20 protein-coding genes and 1 pseudogene are annotated in these 18,612 nt (G+C 36.8%); 2 read left to right on the top strand and 19 right to left on the bottom strand.

Annotated features, from left to right (window positions below):
• Positions 1 to 22 precede the first annotated feature (22 nt).
• The 4 genes from L1999_RS06915 to L1999_RS06900 all read right to left on the bottom strand — a co-directional run bounded on the left by L1999_RS06915 (position 23) and on the right by L1999_RS06900 (position 2,909).
• A complete protein-coding gene (locus tag L1999_RS06915; protein ID WP_235742872.1) occupies positions 23 to 244 on the bottom strand; it encodes a DUF896 domain-containing protein in 222 nt (73 codons plus the stop codon).
• 254 nt (positions 245 to 498) lie between these two features.
• Positions 499 to 1,080, bottom strand: coding sequence for an HD domain-containing protein (locus L1999_RS06910; protein ID WP_235742871.1), 582 nt, complete (start codon positions 1,078 to 1,080; stop codon positions 499 to 501).
• Positions 1,081 to 1,111: 31 nt separating this feature from the next.
• Positions 1,112 to 1,957, bottom strand: coding sequence for an SIR2 family NAD-dependent protein deacylase (locus tag L1999_RS06905; protein ID WP_235742870.1), 846 nt, complete (start codon positions 1,955 to 1,957; stop codon positions 1,112 to 1,114).
• A 76-nt stretch (positions 1,958 to 2,033) separates the two neighbouring features.
• On the bottom strand, positions 2,034 to 2,909 hold the full coding sequence (locus L1999_RS06900; protein WP_235742869.1) for an SIR2 family NAD-dependent protein deacylase: 876 nt from the start codon (positions 2,907 to 2,909) through the stop codon (positions 2,034 to 2,036).
• Between the two features lie 184 nt (positions 2,910 to 3,093).
• Here L1999_RS06900 and L1999_RS06895 point away from each other — a divergent pair, with 184 nt between their 5' ends.
• The gene (locus L1999_RS06895) at positions 3,094 to 3,453 is read left to right on the top strand and encodes a winged helix-turn-helix transcriptional regulator (protein WP_275677416.1); all 360 of its coding nucleotides are present in this window, start codon (positions 3,094 to 3,096) and stop codon (positions 3,451 to 3,453) included.
• 144 nt (positions 3,454 to 3,597) lie between these two features.
• Here L1999_RS06895 and L1999_RS06890 read toward each other — a convergent pair whose 3' ends face one another.
• Entirely contained in the window at positions 3,598 to 4,044 is a 447-nt protein-coding gene (locus tag L1999_RS06890) for an Lrp/AsnC family transcriptional regulator (protein WP_235742868.1), read from the bottom strand.
• Positions 4,045 to 4,162: 118 nt separating this feature from the next.
• Between L1999_RS06890 and L1999_RS06885 the strand changes: the two genes are divergently transcribed.
• Positions 4,163 to 4,729 (top strand): cysteine hydrolase family protein, encoded by a 567-nt coding sequence (locus L1999_RS06885; RefSeq protein WP_235742867.1) that lies wholly within the window; start codon positions 4,163 to 4,165, stop codon positions 4,727 to 4,729.
• Positions 4,730 to 4,833: 104 nt separating this feature from the next.
• Here L1999_RS06885 and L1999_RS06880 read toward each other — a convergent pair whose 3' ends face one another.
• The 14 genes and pseudogenes from L1999_RS06880 to L1999_RS06815 form a co-directional block, all read right to left on the bottom strand.
• Positions 4,834 to 5,556: a cytochrome c biogenesis CcdA family protein gene (locus L1999_RS06880; protein ID WP_235742866.1), complete on the bottom strand. Its 723-nt coding sequence runs from the start codon at positions 5,554 to 5,556 to the stop codon at positions 4,834 to 4,836.
• Positions 5,557 to 5,811: 255 nt separating this feature from the next.
• Positions 5,812 to 6,192, bottom strand: a pseudogene (locus L1999_RS06875) (TlpA disulfide reductase family protein); the annotation flags it as partial.
• Positions 6,193 to 6,204: 12 nt separating this feature from the next.
• A complete protein-coding gene (locus L1999_RS06870) occupies positions 6,205 to 6,378 on the bottom strand; it encodes a hypothetical protein (protein ID WP_235742865.1) in 174 nt (57 codons plus the stop codon).
• Positions 6,379 to 6,558: 180 nt separating this feature from the next.
• On the bottom strand, positions 6,559 to 6,834 hold the full coding sequence (locus tag L1999_RS06865) for an HPr family phosphocarrier protein (RefSeq protein ID WP_215040413.1): 276 nt from the start codon (positions 6,832 to 6,834) through the stop codon (positions 6,559 to 6,561).
• A gap of 70 nt (positions 6,835 to 6,904) precedes the next feature.
• Entirely contained in the window at positions 6,905 to 8,329 is a 1,425-nt protein-coding gene (locus L1999_RS06860; RefSeq protein ID WP_235742864.1) for an MFS transporter, read from the bottom strand.
• Positions 8,330 to 8,426: 97 nt separating this feature from the next.
• Positions 8,427 to 8,939, bottom strand: a complete 513-nt coding sequence (locus L1999_RS06855) for a nitrite reductase (protein WP_235742863.1) — start codon at positions 8,937 to 8,939, stop codon at positions 8,427 to 8,429.
• A 258-nt stretch (positions 8,940 to 9,197) separates the two neighbouring features.
• Positions 9,198 to 10,031 carry a hypothetical protein gene (locus tag L1999_RS06850; RefSeq protein ID WP_235742862.1) on the bottom strand — a complete coding sequence of 278 codons (834 nt, stop codon included), beginning with the start codon at positions 10,029 to 10,031 and terminating at the stop codon, positions 9,198 to 9,200.
• A gap of 20 nt (positions 10,032 to 10,051) precedes the next feature.
• Entirely contained in the window at positions 10,052 to 12,475 is a 2,424-nt protein-coding gene (locus tag L1999_RS06845; RefSeq protein WP_235742861.1) for a heavy metal translocating P-type ATPase, read from the bottom strand.
• A gap of 84 nt (positions 12,476 to 12,559) precedes the next feature.
• Positions 12,560 to 12,766 (bottom strand): copper chaperone CopZ, encoded by a 207-nt coding sequence (gene copZ / locus L1999_RS06840; RefSeq protein ID WP_235744280.1) that lies wholly within the window; start codon positions 12,764 to 12,766, stop codon positions 12,560 to 12,562.
• Positions 12,767 to 12,781: 15 nt separating this feature from the next.
• Complete coding sequence (locus L1999_RS06835) at positions 12,782 to 13,102, bottom strand: metal-sensitive transcriptional regulator (RefSeq protein ID WP_235742860.1); 321 nt, start codon at positions 13,100 to 13,102, stop codon at positions 12,782 to 12,784.
• Between the two features lie 125 nt (positions 13,103 to 13,227).
• The gene (locus L1999_RS06830; protein ID WP_235742859.1) at positions 13,228 to 13,620 is read right to left on the bottom strand and encodes a YidH family protein; all 393 of its coding nucleotides are present in this window, start codon (positions 13,618 to 13,620) and stop codon (positions 13,228 to 13,230) included.
• Between the two features lie 123 nt (positions 13,621 to 13,743).
• The gene (locus L1999_RS06825; RefSeq protein ID WP_235742858.1) at positions 13,744 to 15,135 is read right to left on the bottom strand and encodes an MFS transporter; all 1,392 of its coding nucleotides are present in this window, start codon (positions 15,133 to 15,135) and stop codon (positions 13,744 to 13,746) included.
• A gap of 71 nt (positions 15,136 to 15,206) precedes the next feature.
• The gene (locus L1999_RS06820) at positions 15,207 to 16,604 is read right to left on the bottom strand and encodes a glycoside hydrolase family 1 protein (RefSeq protein ID WP_235742857.1); all 1,398 of its coding nucleotides are present in this window, start codon (positions 16,602 to 16,604) and stop codon (positions 15,207 to 15,209) included.
• Between the two features lie 67 nt (positions 16,605 to 16,671).
• A complete protein-coding gene (locus L1999_RS06815) occupies positions 16,672 to 18,534 on the bottom strand; it encodes a beta-glucoside-specific PTS transporter subunit IIABC (protein WP_235742856.1) in 1,863 nt (620 codons plus the stop codon).
• Between the last annotated feature and the right edge of the window lie 78 nt (positions 18,535 to 18,612).

Below are 18,612 nucleotides of genomic sequence, written 5' to 3'. Positions count from 1 at the left end.
ATCTCCTATTCTTTTATATATGCTATAAATCTTTTGTTTTTAAATTGCGGACCTTTTCAGGTGTTACATCATTTCCAAGTGGATCCAGCACCTTCATCCCTGAGAAAGTGTGGATCACTTGTCCACGTATTTCACGTAAATAATCTTCTCGAAGCACCTGTTGCTCAACTTTTTCAGCATTGGTTAAACCTTCCTCACGCTGCTTTTTAGCTAGTTCATTAATTCGCTGTAAAAAATCAATCATCTATTTCACCGACCTAGTTGTTTTCGTGTTTATTCAATAATTTCAGTATGGAAGCATAGTTTCATATGGTTTACCATTGTTTATCCGAGGTCCGTAAATGTAAGTATATTCGGCTGGATTTAAAGAACGTTTGTACTCTTCCCATAAAAGGAGCGAAACTATCATCGATATACTTATTCATAATTCTTACCTCCTAAGCCAGCAAAATACTCTCGGACTTGCACAAGATAAGTAGATTTTTCCTCTCTATATTTTCACGAATTAGTTTCTCTACTTTTCTGTAAGAGATATTTTGCAAAGTCAACAAGTCCATGTGCTTCTTTTGTCCGAAGAAAATTTACATTCAAAGCATCAGAGCCCAGACGGAAGCGATCCAGTGCGTCGGCATCCTTGAAAATCTGATACACCAGCACGGCCCTTTCACTTAAACTAGGGGACTTTGCAATCTCAGACAAACCTAGCGAATCATCCTGGTCATGGTAATAGGTGATGTAGTAGGTTTTCTCATCATACGGCAAATCGTGTGCACAGCAATAATCTTTGTAATACTCTGCCGCACGGCCACCATGCCCCTTATCAATCCCATCATCAAGGCGGCGGGAATCATGGAAAACAGCCGCCATTCCAAGTGCATCCATCTCCTCCTCACTCTGACCTTTTTGATGTCCGATGAGGAGTGCTAGGAGCAGCACGCGAGCACAATGGGTTTTCGTATGCCATACACTATTCGGAAGCCAAAACTCTATCGTTTCTTCCATGAATGTAAACCATCGTTCATAAACCTTTTTGATTGGTTGACAGGCAGGATCATTCAGAACATTCGCTAGAAACATCATTCATTCCCTCCTCTGTTTTCTAATAAACAGCTTATTTCATCTGCACCAAATGCTCTAACACTTCCGCAATATTACCGTCGATCCCAATGGATTTAGAAGCAATTACATCTGGAATAAAAAGCTTGGATCCTCTATTAAAAGTAATATAGGTTGCATTTTCCTCTAAGCTAGTTAAATTCATAAACGGGGCTTTAATCAATTGATTTCTAGCACCTACGCCTAATTCCAGCAGGACTAATTTTTTGCCATGAGCATTATCGATAAAATTCTGATAAGCATCAAAGTTGGCTTGCCATGCCTCACCCCTTAGAAAATTCCGATCGACTTCGACATGGACTTGCATTAGGCCGTCGCACTCTGGACACTTAGGAATAAGATCCAGAGGGACTTTTCCATTCTCTTGGTGTTGGGCCATTTTACTCAATATTACGTCACCTGGGTAAATTCGATTATGGCAACCATGAGAACATTGCAAATACCGACTATTGCCCTCTATTTCGAAAAGGCGTTCCTTTTGAAATCCTGCCAGTGTAAAATGAGAATCTGTATTAGAGGTAACCACAAAATAATTTTTATCCTTCACCAGTTCATAAAGGTTCTTCATGACAGGACTAGCTTCCTTGTTGTTTAAAAAGTAGGCGTACATACGGCTGAAAAATGCCCACTTTTCTTCCTCGGAAGGATATGGATAAAAAGATCCCTGTAGGATACTACGAAAACCATACTTTTTACGAAAATCACCAAAATGTTCCAGGTAGGAAGAATCCTCTGCAAAGATATTATAACCTTCCGAAATGGCGAGGCCGTTACTTGCGCCAATGACAATGCTGTCAGCCTCCTTGATTTTGCTTAAAACCTTTTGATACTTCTCTTCCATATGATCCTCCAATTTTATAAAATTTTGATTTTGAATTAGTTATTCCTTACATATGCGAAGCCGGATTGCTCTGTACTTATCCAATATCCGTATCTCTTTTTGCTTTCTCGTTCAAAGCATCTTGTAATACCACAGCAATATCTTCATGAATGGCGAGTCCCTTATCCTTCAGTTCCCTTGGCAACAATGCATCCTTTGGATTGATGGCAATGTAGTATGCATCCGGCCAACTGTAAGTCATGTTCCAGAAGGGTTCTTTGATGAACATCGGTGTCATGGTTCCCACACCTAACTCCAGAAAGAGAACCTTTTTATCTTTGTTTTTTATAAGAAACTCATTGTATTTTCTTAATTCATTTCTGTAAGAGCTACCTTCCAGAAATACATAAGAGCGCACCCATGGTTCCATTTCCTGCCCGCACTTTGGACATAATGGAATTAATTCTGTTGGAATTCTGGTTCCATCTATGTTTGCATACATGTTCTCAACTTGCTCTTTATTATAATAAACCTGATCATGGCAACGGGAGCCGCATTGAAAATAACGCAAATCGCCTTGAATTGGGGATACTTTTTCTTCAGGGAAAGTTTTGGAAAACTGGGAGTCTTGATTCGTTGTAACAATGAAATAATTTTTGCCTTGAAGTAGTTGCAATAAGTCAAGGTATGGGCGACCGGCTTCGGCATCATATATATATTTGATTTCAGTTGCAAGAAAAGCCCACCGTTCTTCTCTTGTAGAAAATCGGTAATAAAAGCCCTTAAAAAGGTTTTTAATACCATATTTATCTGCAAATTTTCCAAAATGCTTTAGAAAATTCGCATCAGTATGATAAAAACTATGTCCAATAGCCTCAGACATCCCAGCAGCGCCACCAACCACAATCGCCTCAGCTTCTTCTATTTTCTTTAGTAATGTGTCTATATTGTCTTGATATTGTTGTGATAACATAATTACTTTGTCCTCCTAATGATTTTTTTCAAAGTTGAAAAATATTGTTTTATATATATAGCACTTTCTCGAAAACAAATATTTGAATCCTCCTTTACTTGGATTCAAATGTATTATATAGTCAATATACAATTACAAACAAGTATGCACTTTTATGACACATACTATCTAGGAGGATAGTGTAATGATAAAAAGGTCCAATGTTAATATGTCTGATAGAAACGAGAAAATTTCTGAAAGCCAGGAGCCTTTTTTTGGCTATACACTCTCCATTATCAACGGTAAATGGAAACTGCTAATTATTTACCATTTATCAAGGAACGGTACAGTCCGCTATAATGAACTTCAGCGTATGCTAGGGAAGATAACCTATAAAACACTCAGTTCTACCTTAAAGGAAATGCAGAACGATGGTTTAGTTCATCGTAAGGAATATCCACAAATTCCTCCAAAGGTCGAATACAGCCTTACTGAAAAAGGGCAAACTCTCTGGCCTATTATTCAGGAAATGTGCCAGTGGGGAGAGCATAATAAAGAAAAGTAAAAGAGAGAAATGCACCAAATTCTACATTATGGATGTCTCACTAAGCAAAAAAGGTATAATACTCTCTAAATCGGAGAGAATTATACCTTTTTTTGCTGTTTTTATCATTCAGTTGGTTGGTTTTCATATTAACGGAGCAAACATTTATTGTAATGTGCTAGTCCAAGAGTGTTGTTGTTTAATCTCTTGTATGGACAGATTTAAACTATAGTTCCCATGATCGAGAAGTTTATTAAGAATTTGATTCAATTGTTCTTGGGATTTAACTTTTAGTTTTAAATGGTAACAGCCTTGCCCAGATACTCGGTGAGCTTCAACTACCTCTTTTCGATCTTTAATAAACCGAATAAAAGCATCATGATTTGCTGATTTCATATGAACAATGACAAACGCTGTAAAGATCAGCCCCAGCTTCATTTCATCGATTATTAGTGAGTAGGCTTTAATGACACCACTATCTTCAAGTTTTCTAATACGGTTTCCTACTGCTTGACCCGTCATATGAATTTTTTCGCCTAAGTCCTTCCATTGGACACGTGAATTTTCGGTTAGTAACCTGAGAATTTGAAAATCAATTTGATCGATATCCATTATAAATTCCTTTCACCGTGAAATCATTTAATCAAAAAGTGTTTCATCAAAGTATCGATAAAAATCAAAATATTATTTATTATTTTATTGTACTTAATCTTTAAATGAGGTGAAACAAATGAGCACAGCTTTAATCATTGTCGATATTCAAAATGACTATTTTCCAAATGGAAAGATGAAATTAAGCAACCCTGAAAAAGCAGCCGCTAATGCTGCAAAAGTTCTTGAATGGTTTAGACAGAATAACAAAGATCATATTTTTCATGTCCAGCATATCGCAAGTAACCCAGAGTTAGGTTTCTTTCTCCCAGATACCGAGGGAGTTCAACTACATGAAAGTGTTCTACCATTAGAACATGAAAGTCTTATTAGAAAACATTTTCCTAACAGCTTTTTAAAGACTGAATTAGAAAGCAAATTAAAAGAAAAAGGAGTAACCAAGGTAGTGGTTGTAGGTATGATGACACATATGTGTATTGATGCAACTGTTAGAGCTGCAGTGGATTTAGGCTTTGAAACCACACTTATAGAAGATGCATGTGCAACAAGGGACTTATCTTATCAAGATAAGGTCGTACCAGCTGAACAGGTTCACTATGCGTTTGTCAGTGCACTTAACGGTATGTATGCTAATGTAATTACGACCGACGAATTCCTGCAGCAAAAAGTTAAAACTACCTTGTAGAACCAATAAATATTAACGGGAGTTTGTTTTAAAAACAAGCTCCCTTTTTGCTGGCTAAATTTGGCCGCATTGATACTCGTTAATTAGTTGCGAGTTTCATATGTTTATTTGCTGAGCATTTCCTCAAAAAAATACTGTATTTGGGAACCCCATATAGTTATGTATGTCATTTTATCAAAAAATATCATTAATCCAATGAGAATCATTAAAACGCCACCGATTTTCATTAGTAACGCTGAATATTTTAATATTATTTTTGTCTTGCTGATGAAAAACGCCATTATTATAAATGGGATACAGAACCCCAATGAATAGGCAGCAATATTAAAAAAGGTTTGTGTAGGATACATAATATTAGCATACATAATTGCCCCAAAAATAGGTCCTATGCAAGGAGACCACCCTGCTCCGAAAATAATTCCCACAATAACTGAATTTAAAAATCCCACTTTCTTTTTGGTATATTGGAAGCGGTGCTCCTTCATTAAAAAACTTGGTTTGAAAATTTCTAACATAAACGTTCCCATTACTATCAGAAAAATGCCACCTAGCATTCTTATTAAATCCTTATAGTCAGAAAAAATTTTCCCGAAGAAACTCGCTGAAAAACCTAATGCAAAATAAACGATTGTAAATCCGATTGAAAAATAAATAGAATGTAATAGGACTATTTTTCTAGTATTAGAATGACTTTGCTGATTTTTTATTTCTCCCACTGTTACACCAGTAATATAAGAGATAAACGATGGATATAAAGGTAGGCAGCAAGGAGAAATAAATGCTAATAATCCTCCTGCAAATGCGACCCATATTGTAATTTCAGTCAATAAATCTCCCCCTATAATCCTATTATTTCTAAACATAACCTGCTTAAACTAATGGTGATATACACTTTAAATTGATTATGGGTAATCGTATCCGGAATTGTCGAAATCCAAAGATGCCTATTTTTTCTCCTTCTCTTCCCCCGCCTTTACTTGGTTTTGAACGTATTATATAGTCAGATGAATCCCGAAACAAGTATGCACTTTCTTGACGCATACTATCGATGACGATAGTGAAATTATGAAAGAATCCGACTTTTATTCAATACTGTTGATTAGTTCAGTCATCCTTTCTTTATCCATTGGACCTACGATTCTTTTTCGGATAATCCCTTTCGTATCAATGATATAACTAGTAGAAATAGTTAAGGCCTGATATGTATCTACTATCAATCCATCATGATCCAATAAAACAGGGAAGGTTAAATCATAATCCTGAACAAATGGTTTAATATTAGAAACATCTTTTTCCGCAGCCGTTAAATTCACTGCTAGGATTTCTATATTTTTTCCTTTTTGGGATTGATAAAATTCCTGCATATGAGGCATTTCCGCTTTACATGGGGGACACCAAGTCGCCCATAAATTCAAGATCACTTTCTTACCTTGCATATCTGACAATTTTACATTTGGGCCATCTAAGGTCGGTAATTAAAAATTTGGCGCTCTATCCCCTTCTTCAATCCCAAGAACCTCAGACTTATTACTAACAGATTGAGTCTCCTGAATGGCTTTTTTTTGTTTCTTTGATGTTGAAGCAGAATCATAAATTGCCCAACCAATCATTCCAACTAATCCAATAACCACTAGTATTCTTTTATACATATATTTCACTCCTCTAGACAATAAATGCTGATTTATAGTACTTATCTTTTGCATTTGTCCCGTAAACGAAAGAGAAGTGGCAGATAAAAGATTAATTGATTTATTGTCAGATAGTCTATTTTTAGGATTTTTAGATACATCTAAGCCTGTGTTACCACAATTCCACTTATGTTGTTCATCCTACAAACTAATTAATTTCATTTTACTAAAATGATCGTCTATTAATTGTAAAGCTTGATCCTCATCAATCCCTTCAGCCCTGATAATAAATTGAGCACCAGGTATAATTCCCAAGGACATAACATCCATTATCGAATCGAGTGAGTAATTTAATTCAACAGAAATCCCCTTATATTCAAGAACTAGTTTTGATAAATATTTATTAGAAATACCTATTAACATTCTTGCTGGACGGGCAAATCCCGTACTCGATAAAATATATTGTCTTTCAATCATTGTTCACCTACTCCTAATACAATATCCCAAAAAACAAATAGGAAATGAGATTATTTGTAATTTCCGATTCTCACTGCTTGGGTGAACGGATAAACAGAAGGGCTAATACTGCGCCACCAAAAGCCACCATACCGGACCAGAAAAATGCTTGTTGATAGCCTTCATTAAGACTTACTGCTATCGCTCCTGTAACACTAGCTGTTGCTGTTGCTGTTGCTGCCGCTGCAACCGAAACCATAATCGCTAAACCAACTGCAGATCCAACCTGATAGGTCGTATTATACAGGCCTGATGCAAGACCAGAATCCTCTGATTTTGACTCTGCCACAGCGGCTGTCGTTGCTGGCAGATAGGTAAGAGCATTCCCAAATGCCGCTAACACCAGTGGGACAAATACATCACCCCAATAAGTTCCATCCACTGTATTACCTGAAAATAATAGTCCTGCAATACCGAGTATGATAAATCCGATCATCATTGTTATTTTCATACCCAATTTATTCATAACCCTTTCAGCTAGAACAATCATGAATATAGCCATCAGAATCGGCGCCGGTAGCATTCCCATTGCCGCTTTAAAAGGTTTAAATTTCAATACTTGTTGCACGTATAAAATAAGGAAATAAACTAAAGGGAACCAAGATGCCGATAATAAAATAAGCGAAATGTTCCCTGCTGCCAAATTGGGAGTCTTAAAGATGCTAAGCGGAACTAATGGCTCTTTCCTAAACACTTGAATAAGGATAAAGATGATGAATAAAACAATACCAAGTCCTAAAGGTAATACAGTTGAAAGTGCTTGCCAGCCATTATGTTCTACATTTACGATACCAAAAACAATTAAAACGAGTGCTGTTGTAACAGCAATAGCACCTGCATAATCAATACGGCCTGTTTTTGGCATGCCTTTTTGTAGAAGCTTTGGTGCTAATAGTAAAACGATCATACCGACAGGAACGTAAAATAGTAAAGTCCATCGCCAACTAAGTAATTGCGTCAAAACACCTCCAAGAACGATACCAATCGCACCGCCTGCTGCACCAGAAAGCCCCCAAATTGCAAGTGCCTTCCCCATTTCTTGCTTATTGGCAGAAAATAAAATCATAACAATTGAAAGTGCTGATGGTGCAATTAAAGCCGATCCAACCCCCTGGATTGCTCTTCCTATGTTCAATGACATTTCATTCCAAGCTAATCCAGCTAATAAAGACGAAACAGTTAAGATTGAAACACCCCACATAAAAATGCGTCGGTGACCAAACAAATCAGATAGTTTTCCTCCTAAAAGTAGTAATCCCCCAAACATAATAAGAAAGGCATTCATAACCCATTGTAAATTCGCCTCTGTATATCCAAGTGCACCTTTAATAGATGGTAAGGCAACTTGAACAACAGCTGAATCCATCATTACTATAAAATTTGCAAATCCCAATAAAGCCAATGCCTTCCAACGATTCGGGTCAGCGTGTAAAATCGTTTGTGACTTTGTAGACACAATAATACCTCCTCAAAATTTAAAATTAGATACGTAGTTTAGAACAGTGATATGAACATTGATAACTGCGATCAAGGTCTCAGGAATTTTTGTTAACTTATAATTGTTCTCTATCTATTCGCTTCAAAAATTTATTGAATGTCTCCCGCTTTTTACCCATTTGTGAATATACAGTAATAATCTTTTCTACCATATCGTACAAATCCTCTGGTGTAAGATCCTCCATCAGCAAGGAACCAACTTCAGCGTCTTTGCCTTTTGCTTTTCCTCCAACATATAAATTGTAGTAATCTCTAACTTTCATAATACCTATGTCGCTTAACATGGGTTCACCACAGCCTACAGGACACCCTGTGTAAGCAATCTTTAGGGTAAACAGTACGGCTTTCCCTGCTATTCGGCGATTTAATTCTTTCGCCACTAGCATTCCTTCCTCCTCTTCCCCTTTACAAAAATTACAGGTTCTCAAACTCTTTACGTAGTTTCCAACTGGATAACAGGCTAAGCCAACACTTTCGAATTCTTTTATGATTTCTTCCTTTTTATCTTCTGGAATTACTAAATAGAGTTGTTGGAATGTTGTTAACTCAAGTTCATCATCTTCATTCATATATTTCGAAAGCGTTATAAGTTGCTTTGAATTGAGTTTAGCCCCAAATCCTATTCCACCATTTACGGCGATTTTAATTTTTTTAAACTATTCATCATATACTTTCTCCTTTTTGTCTATTCAATTACTATACGGCGGTAAGGTATATGAATGTTGAAATGATACACCTGGCGCTACATAATGCGTCAGGAACTATCAGCTTTTAATGTTTAAAATCCTCTGAAATTTTATCTGCATTTTATTTCACCATATTCTTTATTATTTAACTTCTATAACAAATGGGTAGATATTGACCTGTCCGTGAAACTTGAATTCAGCCCAAAGCTTATAAATCCCCGGTTTATCAAATTGTGTATCAAATACAGTTTGATCATTCGAAACTGGATGAACGTGTATATATTTCTCTCCTGCTTCGTCCAGGATGACCACATGACCTAATGCACCTAAATACTCTTCAGGTTTCTCACCCTTTACATTAAAATTCAGGGTAATCTCTTTGTTAACTTCAAAGGAATGAGGGGTTAATTCAACTGTTTGACCGTTTAGTGTCTTGGTAAAATCTTTATCAGTAATAAGCTTGTTTTCTCCATGTACATGATGCGTTGCACCAACCTGCAGCTCGATAGGTCTTACCGCATATTGAAGCCCTTTTGGGTTGATATCAACAAAAGCTTTATAAGAATTATCTGCCAAACTTATCTTTACTTGATATATTACATCGCCCTTTTTTTCTGGATGTAAATGATGGTACTCTTTTAAATTTGAGCTAACGACAATCAAATGCATATATTTTTCATGAGAGACTTCCAGTTCCGGAGCATGATTATTATGATCTTTTAATTCAATTGTGATTACCCCATTTGCATAGGATACTTTGGGTGTAATCTCACTGGTAGTGTTTGAACCATGATTCCCGTGCTCTTGATCACTATGTTGATGATTCATGCTTTCTTCCCCCTGTTCAGTAGTAGTTGTATGATGACCGTGTTCCTCTGATTTTGGATTATTATTGGCATACATACTATAACCTGCAATGACTACTCCAAGATAAAGAATAGCCGAAACAGCCCAGATTATTATACCTTTTTTCATATAAGCATCCTCCTCTCCATTTAAGCCTTTAACTTAATCCTTTGAAGTCTTAGTGCATTGAGAACAACTGATACGGAGCTAAATGCCATCGCTGCCCCTGCTAACCACGGTGCCAAGAAACCTGCTGCTGCGATTGGAATTCCTATGACGTTATATGCCAGTGCCCAGAACAGATTTTGCTTAATATTTGTGATTGTCCTCTTACTCATGAAAATCGCGTCCGCAATACTAGTTAAATCGCCGCGAATAAGAGTAATATCTGCTGCTTCCATTGCCACATCCGTACCTGTACCGATTGCCATCCCGATATCAGCTGTCGCAAGTGCCGGAGCGTCATTAATTCCATCCCCTACCATAGCCACTTTTTTACCTGCTTGCTGAAGCTTTTTCACTTCTTCGGCCTTGCCTTCGGGTAAAACTTCTGCAATGACTTTCTTAATTCCCACTTGGGCTGCAATGGCTTGGGCTGTTTGAGTATTATCCCCTGTTATCATTACTACTTCTAAGGCCATTTTGTGTAATCGAGCAATCGCTTCTTTCGATGTATCCTTAATGGTGTCGGCAACGGCAACCATCCCTGCATAGCACCCATCGATGGCTACTACCATCGCTGTTTTCCCTTGCTTCTCCAAGCTCTCCATATTGGCTAGTACAACTTGAACGTTAACACTATATTTCGCCATGAGTCTACGTGTCCCGATTAATAACTGCTTACCATTTACCGTTGATTGGATACCAAAACCAGGAATCGCTTCAAAGGTATCAGATGAGCCAAGGTTCATTCCTTTTTCCTTTATACCTTCCACAATTGCCTCGGCAAGTGGATGTTCTGAGTTTCTCTCAGCCGTACCAACCAGCATTAGAAATTCCCTTTCATCCATACCTTCTGCCAAAATAACATCGGTTAAAGATGGTTTTCCGTTTGTAACTGTACCAGTTTTATCCAAAATAATCGTATTTAAGCGATGAGTGGTTTCAAGGTGTTCTCCGCCTTTAAACAAAATTCCAAATTCGGCTGCACGACCCGAGCCCGCCATAATTGAAGTTGGTGTTGCCAAGCCAAGTGCACAAGGACAAGCGATAACTAATACCGCAATAAATTTCTCAAGAGCGTCCGCAAAATCGCCAGGATTTACTGCGAAATACCATACAAGGAACGTGACAATGGCGATTCCTACTACGATCGGCACAAATATTCCTGAAATCACGTCAGCTAAGCGTTGGATCGGTGCTTTAGAACCTTGTGCTTCTTCAACCACCTTAATAATTTGAGCTAACGCTGTATCTTTTCCAACCTTTGTAGCTTTAATTTTCAGGAATCCATTTTTATTAATCGTTGAACCAATAACGTGATCTCCAATCGTTTTATCAATCGGAATACTTTCTCCCGTTAACATCGATACATCAACGGCTGACCTGCCTTCAACAATTTCACCATCAACCGGCACCTTTTCACCTGGTTTGACATAAACAATATCCCCTTCTAAAACGTCTTCGATTGGGATTATCATCTCTTGACCATCACGAAAAACGGTTGCGTTTTTCGCCTGTAGTCCCATTAATTTCTTAATCGCCTCAGATGAACGTCCTTTAGCCTTTGCTTCAAACAATTTCCCTAATAGTATTAAGGTAATCAAAACAGCACTTGTTTCATAGTAGAGTTCTAACATATGAGCGCCGGAGCCAATGGAGGTAATACTTAAATATAAACTATAGAAATAGGCTGCTGATGTACCAAGTGCAACAAGCACATCCATATTGGCACTCTTGTTCCTTAACGCCTTATAGGCTCCTACATAAAACTGTTTACCAACTACAAATTGCACGGGTGTAGCAAGAGCTAATTGAACCCAAGGATTCATTAACATATCTGGCAGCCAAATAAACCGTGTAAATTCAAAGTGGCTAACCATCGCCCACAATAGTGGGAATGACAGGATAAGAGAGAAAATAAACTTACCTTGCTGCTTTTCAATTTCCTTTTGACGATGGTCAACCTGCCCTTCTGTATTTTCTTTTTTTAGTTCAAGGGAATATCCTAACTTTTTAATAGCCTCTTTCATTTCAGGAACAGAGACTTGTTGTGGGTTATACTCCACAAGGACTGTCTCTAGCGCGAAGTTGACATTGGCTTTTTCTATTCCATCTAATTTGTTCAATCTTTTTTCCACTTTATTTGCACAAGCTGCACAGGTCATTCCTGTAACATCAAATTCCGCCTTTTCCTTTACAACATCATAGCCTAAATCCTGAATTTTCTTTTGGAAAGTGTATTCAGATGCAACATCAGGGTCATATTTTATAGTGGACTTTTCAAGGGCTAAATTAACATTCGCTTCTTTTACACCATCCATTTTTTTAAGGCCTTTTTCAATTCTCGCAGCACATGCCGCACAGGTCATACCTGTGATTTGAAAAACGGCTTCTTTTATATCATTACTCATCGATATTCACCTCTTTATACGGGTAGGGGGTATGTTTTGTTGCTAAAGATAACGTGCTTTTTTAGTGCACGTTATCTATACAATCTATTCCACATCATAGCCCTGGTCATCAATTGTTTGTTTAATCTTGCTTAAGGGAACTTCAGCAGGGTTAAATTCTACATCCACATTTCCTGCTTCCAAGTGAACTTTTACCGATTTAACACCTTGTAACTCTCCAACACTTCCTTCAACCGATTTTACACAATGGCCACAAGACATTCCAGTAACCTTTAAAGTAATCTTTTCCATCATAATCACTCCCAGTTATTTTTTCATTAACTTTTCTATCGTTAAAAGTACTTCATCTAAAACTTCTGTATCACCCTCGTTTATTCGTTCCAATACACATGTTTTTAAATGTCCATCTAAAAGAAGTTTTGCCACACTGTTTAAAGCAGACTGTGTAGCAGAAATTTGGGTAATTACATCATCACAATAAGTATCTTTTTCAATTAATCCTTTTATTCCGCGGATTTGACCTTCAATTCTGTTTAACCGAGTAACTAAATTTTTCTTTACTTTATCGGAATGATGACTCTTTCTTTCTTTAGAAAGATGACAATCATGATTCAAGTTTTCATCCATTGAACCTCACCTCCATACGTATAACTTACTATACCCCCCTATAGTATGTCAAGGGATTTAAAATAGTTCTAATATTAATTTCTAATATAGAAAAGGAAGGTCATTACTATTAATTTACCCTCATTTTATAACTTAAATAATAAGAAAGACAGATACATAAAAATCAAAAAAACTAGGAGTGAAAATAAAATGGAAACAAATATGATAGAGTAGTTTGACGGAATAAAAAGTCCATCTTGGATTTCCCTTCTTTTCCTGGTGTAATGGATTGTTGACAAGACAGCAGTGATGAAACCAACAAGACAAGCAAAGATTCCAAGAAGTATGGCTAACGTATTAATTGCAGAATTAGAACTGATCTTTATGGTAAAATGTAACGAAGTTGTTAGAAAACCAACGCCTGTAATGGATATAGCAGTACGAATCCAAGCAAGATAAGTCCTTTCATTTGCTAAATGCTGCTGAGCATATTTTATATTGTCATCTTGTTTTCCTTTGCTTATTTTTAAAGCTTTCACCTATCTAACCTCCTTATATAAGCCTAAAAAATCTAATGAAGAAATATCAATAATAAGTACGTTTACTAAAATCAAAAAATAGCTACGGTGTAGCTATTTTTTTGCTATTACTTACCGAGCATTTTAAGCATTCATTTTTTTAAGTCCTGTAGTACCCCTTCCACCTTTGTTTTTTCCTATGAATAATATTCCAGTAAATAAAATAATGGACACCACAATTAAAATAATAGTCATCCAATTAAGGTTCGTATCATTGACTCCGGTCGCAAACATAAGACCAAATGCGCTGGAAGCCAAAATATTACCCATAAATCTTGATGTCAAAAATAGACCCGAAGCCCTTCCCGTTTCCGATTTAGAAACAAATGAATAGAGCAGCGTTTGTAAACCTATATTTAACATACCATTACTAAATCCAATGATGGATAACACAATAAAAATCCAAATTAGTGGTGAGCTATGTTTGATTGTCATTAAAAGGACAACACCAACTACTCCAATAATCACTCCTGTTAGTAATGGAGACTTAAATCCTGACTTTTCTATCCAACGCGTCGCAAGTGGTGTACTAATTATTGAAAATATGGAAAGTGAAAGCATAATGAAACCCGTAAGCTTAGAACTGAGCATCAATTCTGATTGTAAATACATTGGCATCGAAAGCAGCATGGCAAAGAAAATCAATGTTGCCAAAATATATTGAATATACACAAATGAAATGTTAAGATTTTTCTTCAAAAACATTACATCTATAAAAGGATCTTCCTTTCTTTTTTCAAAGAAGTAAAATAAAAATGTTAACGCTAAAGTGCCAATTAATGCCCATAAGCTTAAACCACTTTTTAATGTTTGCAAAAAATAAATCCATAAAGAGATGAGGCAACCGAAAACAATAATCCCAATTCCATCCCACTTGAAAGCTTTGACAGCCATCGTTTCATCTTTAGGAATAAAAAAGAAACCCAAGATGGCAGAAATAATGATAATCGGAAAATTAACGTAGAAGATTACATGCCATCCGCCTAGGTGAATTAGCAGCCCGCTGATTGTCGGTCCAAATGCTGCCGAGGTGGTAGCACATACAGTTAGTGATCCGATTACTCTATTTTGATTTTTTTCGATATAGGATCGAACAATTCCCATTCCGGCAGGATATAGAGCGGATGTACCAATTGCTTGTATGGATCGCATTGCCAGCAAAAACGGCATATTTTGTGATAATGGGGCAGCAAAGGAAGATATACTTACTAATAGTAGTCCAGACAGAAAGATTTTTTTCCTGCCATAAAAGTCGCTCAATTTTCCAATAAGCGGTAAGAAAATTGCACAAACGATGAAATAGGAAGCGATTAACCATGTGATATCCTGTGATGTAAGTGAAAACTCACTTTTGATCTCTGGCATTGCTACCGTTATCATGGATGTATTTAATGGGTTTAATATTATCCCAAACGCGATAGCAGCAATTAATAAATTTTGACTTTTAACTAATGAAACATTTTTTGTTACTGACATAAATCATACAATCTCCTTTTGAGATACTATTTGATTAAATAGTATCTCAATCTCTTTTTAATAGTAATAAACTATAAATTTTCCCCATTTGACTCTATAACATTTTTATACCAATAGAAGGAATCTTTTTTTATCCGCTTAAAGGTCCCATTTCCTTTATCATCGACATCCACATAAATAAAGCCATATCGTTTTTTCATTTCACCTGTACTAGCAGCAATGATATCGATTGGTCCCCACATTGTGTATCCCATCACAGGAATACCATCAATTTCAATGGCTTTTTTCATTTCTTTAATGTGGTCTCTTAAATAGTCAATACGATAGGAATCATGAATTCCTCCGTTTTCTTCAACTTCATCAGCTGCTCCTAAACCATTCTCTACAATCATTAAAGGAATTTGATAACGATCGTATAAAAGATTTAATAAATAACGGAGACCCATCGGATCAATTCCCCAACCCCAATCACTCATTTGTAGATGGGGATTCTTGTAACCTGTTTTGACACCATTCAGCCCTTTAAAAACTAAAGGGGTATTTTTTCCTACCACGTGAGTCATGTAATAACTGAAGGATAGGAAATCAACCTTTCCTTTTTTCAAATCATCGAAATCACCATCTTCGATAGGTAAAACGATTCCTTCACGTTCAAATTCCTTTAATTTATAGGCTGGATAATAACCGCGACATTGAACATCACTATAAAATAGCATTTTATGCATAAAATCATTCGTTCTTTGCATATCTTCCGGATCACAACTAGCTGGATAGGCAACGTGTCCGTTATACATCATCCCTACTTTATTATTAGAATCAATTTCATGCGCCATTTGGACAGCCTTTGCACTGGCTAAAAATTGATGATAGGCAGCTGTCATACGCACTTGCTCATCATCAGAATTGACTCCGCCAGCCATCCAAGGTTTTGTTGACATGACATTAATTTCATTAAAAGTAAGCCAATATTTCACTTTTCCTTTATAACGTTTAAACAGAGTTTCGCAATAACGTAAATAAAAATCTACTACTCTTCGATTCTCCCATGCACCGTATTTTAATAATCCTAATGGTGTCTCAAAATGGGAAATTGTTACCACAGGCTCTATTCCTGCATGAAGGCATGTATCAAAGACCTCGTCATAATGCTTTAATCCATCTTCATTTGGTGTTTCTTCATCGCCATTTGGAAAAATTCTTGACCAAGCAATGGACATGCGATAACATTTGAACCCCATTTCAGCAAACAATACGATATCTTCCTTAAAACGATTATAATGATCGACTGCATTGTGGCTAGGATAATAGTTTCCTTCCACAACACCGTCTGTAATCTCTCTAGGAACACCATGAGCCGCTGCTGTCATCACATCTGCAGTGCTTAATCCTTTACCACCTGCTGAGTAAGCTCCTTCACATTGGTTAGCGGCAGTGGCTCCGCCCCATAAAAACTCTTTTGGAAAACCCATTATTCTAACTTCCTCTCTTTATATATTGGGATTGGGTGCCCTTACGAGCAATCAATCCCCACCATTATTAAGCTAATTTAAGTAAAGCTTCTCCTGGTTGTACATCTTTTCCTGTGATACTTAAAATATCGGCATAATCGGCTGAGTTTGTTACAATAAATGGCGTAATGACTTGATAACCTTCATTTTTAATTGCATCAATATCAAACTCTAATATTAAGTCACCTTTTTTAACTGTTTGTCCTTTTGTCACTTTTGGCGAATAATGGCGACCTCCTAATTTAACTGTATCGATTCCGACGTGAATTAGAATTTCTGATCCATTTTCACCAGTAATGCCTATTGCGTGATGTGTATCAAAAAAGGCTGTTACAGTGCCATCAATAGGAGCAAAAACTTTTCCTTCTTCCGGTATAATCGCTACACCTTTCCCTAAAATCCCCTCCGAGAATACAGCATCATCTACTTCTTTCAGTTCAACTGCTTTTCCTTTGAGAGGTGAATAGATTACCTTATCTGAAATAACACCTTTTTTGTTTTCTGTTTTGTTTGCTATGGATTCTTCAACTGGATCCTCAATACCAAGAATATATGAAACAATAAATGATGTAGCAAATGCTATGGCACAACCAATAGCTGCATAAATTAAATTTGTAAAACCGCCCGGTCCAATATAACTAGGTAATGAGAAAATACCTGGAGAAACTTGAGCGTATCTTCCTACACCCATGATACCGATAAACAGACCTCCAACTCCGCCACCAATCATGGTAGCAACTAATGGTCTTTTGAATCTTAAACTAATACCATACATTGCAGGTTCTGTAACACCAACAACCGCTGTAATACCAGCCGAAGAAGCTAATTGTTTAATATCTGAATTCTTTGTACGAAGGGCGACAGCCAATGATGCTGCACCCTCAGCAATATTTGAAACCATCATTCCTGGGCCTGCAACTGTATCAAAGCCTTTTGTTGCAAGCATATTCATACCGATAGGAATAATACCGTAATGCATCCCTGTCATAACCAAAAACGGCGTAAATGTACCCACTAACGTTGGGACTAACCAGCTCACATGAGCATTCAGAAAAGTAACGCCCATTCCAAGTACTAGACCCAGATAATTTCCTAATGGTCCAATAACGATTAATGTTGTTGGAGCTACAACAATTAAAGTAAATAACGGAGCAATAACAGTCTTAATAGAATTTGGTATAATCTTTTCCACAAAGGGTTCAACATAAGACATAAACCAGATAGCTAAAAGAACCGGAATAACTGATGATGCATATGAGACAAGAGGAACTGGAATTCCTAAAAAATGCAAATCGGTTCCTGCAGTTTTTGCAGCATTCGTCATGGTAATGAACGTTGGATGCACTAGAATCGCACCGATAGCCATTGCCGCAAATTGATTGACTTTAAACTTTTTAGCTGCAGAGGCTGCTAATAGGATAGGAAGAAAATAGAAAGCTGCGTCTGCCATAAAGTTTAAAAACAGATAAGTTTGTGATTCAACTGTCACCCATTTAAATGCCATTAACAATGCAAGTACTGCTTTTAACATACCAGCACCCGCAAGAGCTGGTATGATAGGGAAAAAACTACCGGCAATTGTATCTAATACTTTGCTGATTATTCCTTTTTCTTTTTCTTTTTCATGATTATTGCTTGAATCATCAAAATCTCCTAATGCTACAAGCTCTTTATACACATTTTGGACATTGTTTCCAATAACGACCTGATATTGTCCACCTTGATCAACAACACCAACAACACCTTTCATATTTTTAAGCGTCTGAGTATCGGCCTTTGTACTATCTTTTAAATTAAATCGTAAACGTGTCACACAGTGTCCTACTGATGAGATATTTTCTTTCCCGCCAACTTTTTCTAAAATAGTAGCTGCTAGATTTTTAAACTCCATATTTTTTTCCCCCTGTTTTAATTTCCTGATAGATTTCCCCAAAATAAAACCCACCAGCAAAGGAAAGAAATCAACAAA

This window comes from Neobacillus drentensis, assembly GCF_021560175.1.
Taxonomy (GTDB): Bacteria; Bacillota; Bacilli; order Bacillales; family Cytobacillaceae; genus Neobacillus; species Neobacillus drentensis_A.
This window is presented reverse-complemented; position numbering and strand designations above follow the sequence as displayed.